The sequence below is a fragment of the Streptomyces ossamyceticus genome (assembly GCF_001418475.1).
In the GTDB taxonomy this organism is placed as follows: Bacteria; Actinomycetota; Actinomycetes; order Streptomycetales; family Streptomycetaceae; genus Streptomyces; species Streptomyces ossamyceticus.
In genome coordinates this window covers 322-2,878 of record NZ_LIQX01000943.1, presented here as the reverse complement: position 1 = coordinate 2,878, position 2,557 = coordinate 322, and the positions used below count along the sequence as shown (strand labels likewise).

2 protein-coding genes are annotated in these 2,557 nt (G+C 72.1%); one reads left to right on the top strand and one right to left on the bottom strand.

What is annotated here, in order from left to right; all coding sequences use genetic code 11:
• Positions 1 to 164 precede the first annotated feature (164 nt).
• Complete coding sequence (locus AOK15_RS40800) at positions 165 to 1,787, top strand: N-acyl-D-amino-acid deacylase family protein (protein WP_055524268.1); 1,623 nt, start codon at positions 165 to 167, stop codon at positions 1,785 to 1,787.
• A 63-nt stretch (positions 1,788 to 1,850) separates the two neighbouring features.
• On the opposite strand, the gene AOK15_RS40795 is transcribed toward AOK15_RS40800, so the two are convergent.
• The coding region (locus AOK15_RS40795; protein WP_240508832.1) for a trypsin-like serine peptidase at positions 1,851 to 2,557 on the bottom strand (707 nt) is incomplete at its 5' end.

The following is a 2,557-nucleotide window of genomic DNA, read 5'->3' as shown; positions in this document are numbered from 1 at the left end:
TGGGTGGGGCTGGGGCTGTCCCATCCGTGCACGTCGTTCGACAAGTGGAAGCTGATCCCGGTGGTGGAGGCGGACGGGACGGTCGTGGAGTACGTGCGTACCTACTTCTGACTCTCCGGCGATCGGCCGGTTCCCCGCTCCCCGGTTCGCGAAAGGTGGCAGACATGGACGACGTCGTCCTGCGGGACGCCGAGGTCGTCGACGGGTCCGGCGGCCCCTCCTACCGCGCCGACGTGGTCGTGTCGGGCGGCCGGATCACCTCGATCGTCCAGGAGGCCGCGGCGGCCGGGTGCCAGCGGCCCTCCGCCCGGCGGGAGCTGGACGTCGAGGGGCTGGTCCTCGCGCCCGGCTTCGTCGACATGCACGCCCACAGCGACCTCGCCCTGCTGCGCGACCCCGAGCACACCGCGAAGCTGGCGCAGGGGGTGACCCTGGAGGTCCTCGGGCAGGACGGGCTGTCGTACGCGCCCGTCGACGACCGGACCCTCGAAGAGGTGCGGCGGGCGATCACCGGCTGGAACGGCTACGGCGAGGACATCGACTTCACCTGGCGTTCGGTCGGCGGGTATCTGGACCGCCTCGACCACGGCTTCGACGGCGAGGGCATCGCCGTGAACGCCGCGTACCTCGTCCCGCAGGGCACCGTGCGGATGCTCGCCATGGGGTGGGAGGACCGGGAGCCGACACCTCAAGAGCTGGACCTCATGCGGCAGTTGGTCGCGGACGGGCTCCACGAGGGCGCCGTCGGCATGTCGTCGGGGCTGACGTACACGCCGGGCATGTACGCCGAGGACGCCGAACTCACCGCACTGTGCCGGGTGGTCGCCGAGCACGGCGGCTACTACTGCCCGCACCACCGCTCGTACGGGGCGGGCGCGCTCCAGGCGTACGAGGAGATGATCACCCTCACCCGCGAGGCCGGCTGCCCCCTCCATCTCGCCCACGCCACCATGAACTTCGGCGTGAACAAGGGGCGCGCCCCCGAGCTGCTCGCGCTCCTCGACGACGCGCTCGCCGCCGGCGCCGACATCACCCTCGACACCTACCCCTACACCCCCGGCTGCACGACCCTCGTGGCGCTGCTGCCCAGTTGGGCGGGCGAGGGCGGCCCGGAGGCGATCCTGGCGAGATTGGAGGACGACGACACCGCCGCACGCGTCCGGCACGAACTGGAGGTCGTCGGCGCCGACGGCTGCCACGGGGTGCCCGTCGCATGGGACACCGTCGAGATCTCGGGGGTCGCCGACCCGGCGCTGGCGTCGTACGTCGGCCGGACGATCCAGGAGTCCGCCGACGCGCGCGGCGAGCAGCCGTGGATCACGGCGCGGCGGCTGCTGGTCGAGGACCGGCTGGGGTCGACGATCCTCCAGCACGTCGGCCACGAGGAGAACGTACGGGCGATCATGCGGCATCGGGTGCACACCGGTGGCTCGGACGGCATCCTGCGCGGAGCCAAGCCGCACCCGCGCGCGTACGGCACGTTCCCGCACTATCTGGGCCGGTACGTAAGGGAGTTGGGGGTGCTGTCCCTGGAGGAGTGCGTCGCCCACCTCACCTCGCGCCCCGCCGCCCGGCTGCGGCTGTCCGACCGGGGTTTGGTCCGCGAGGGGTACCGCGCGGACCTCGTCCTCTTCGACCCGGCGACGGTCGCCGCCGGATCGACGTACGAGGCGCCGCGCACCCCGCCCACCGGTATCCCGTACGTCCTCGTCGACGGCCGTTTCGCGATCGAGGACGGCCGGCGGACGGACGTCCTGGCGGGGCGGGCGGTCCGCCGCGCCCCCTGAGAGAGGGCGCGGCGCCATGCCCACGGCCCCGGGCCGCCGCCCGGGGCTACGCGGGCCCTGCGGTCACGGCCTGGGGAGTATGCAGCCGCTGCGGGTCAGGTCGAGCTTGCTGTCGGCGCCGAAGCAGGCCGGGACGTGCCAGGTCTGCTGCCCGTAATTGATGCCCTCGCGGACGGTGACGGTCCCGTTCGCGTCGACCTCGCACGGGTTGTTGTCGGTGCAGCGCCCGCCGTCCTCGTTGCCCGTGTTGTTGACGGCCACGACCTTGCCGGTGACGTTGTCGAGCACCGGCGAGCCGGAGGTGCCGCCGATCGTCTGGCAGGCGGAGGTGTAGCGGACCGAGTCCTTCCAGGTCCACGCGCCTTCCTTGAGGCGGTACGCGTAGCCGTCGACGTCGCAGGCGTACGTCCGCTTCCAGTAACCGGAGACGACCGTGATGTCGGTGCCCACGGCCGGGCGGGCCGTGTCGAAGACCAGCGCGTTGATCCCGTACGAGGACTTGATCTGCCCGTACGTGGTGGTCAGCCGGTACAGCGCCATGTCCGTGTCGGTCATCGTGCCGTACACGATCCGGTTGGCGCGGAGGGTGGCGACGCGGGTGCCTGCCGAGTTGAGGAGGCCGAAGGAGCGGGTCGAGGCCCGGTCGACGAGGACCTCACCGGGGCCCGGGAAGCCGGTCTCCAGGCAGTGGCCGTTGGTCATCACCAGGGCCGGGTCGTCGTCCTCGGCGTTCGGCATCCGCACGACCGAGCCGGAGCAGTTGCTGAGCG

What these genes read in the sequence shown, in the direction of transcription:
- AOK15_RS40800 (WP_055524268.1), top strand. Translation starts at nt 165, where the DNA reads ATGGACGACGTCGTCCTGCGGGACGCCGAGGTCGTCGACGGGTCCGGC.